Annotated in this window: 1 protein-coding gene; it reads right to left on the bottom strand. The window is 63.3% G+C overall.

What is annotated here, in order from left to right; all coding sequences use genetic code 11:
- Positions 1-360: hypothetical protein (locus PH586_RS23460; protein ID WP_271350216.1), on the bottom strand; the 360-nt coding region annotated here is incomplete at both ends.

Below are 360 nucleotides of genomic sequence, written 5' to 3'. Positions count from 1 at the left end.
TCGCTAACCACCAGGTTGCCAGCGCCCGCATCCAGCAGCAGCGAAGTACCGGTGACCGTTGAGTTCGCGTCCAGGCCGTTAGCGGCCAGCACATCAATGGCCTGAGCATTGACCGGGCCATCAAGGATGATGCGACCCTGAGTCGAGTCGATATCCAGATCGCCGCCAAACGTCAGCGCGTGCAGGGACATGTCGTCGATAGCCGTCAGTGTGGCACCGCCACTCCCCTGCCAAGCAGAGCCGCTGCTCATGCTGATGCTCTGCGCACCGGCGCTCAGCGAACCCTGAGCATCGACTAGGCCCGACGTGCTCAGCACGCCCCCCGCCAGCAAGGTCAGATCACCGTTGGTGGCAGACAGA

The sequence above is a fragment of the Pseudomonas aestuarii genome, assembly GCF_027988105.1.
GTDB classification, from domain to species: domain Bacteria; phylum Pseudomonadota; class Gammaproteobacteria; order Pseudomonadales; family Pseudomonadaceae; genus Aquipseudomonas; species Aquipseudomonas aestuarii.
Note: the sequence above shows the minus strand (reverse complement) of the source record. Positions and strands in the feature narration are given on the sequence as shown.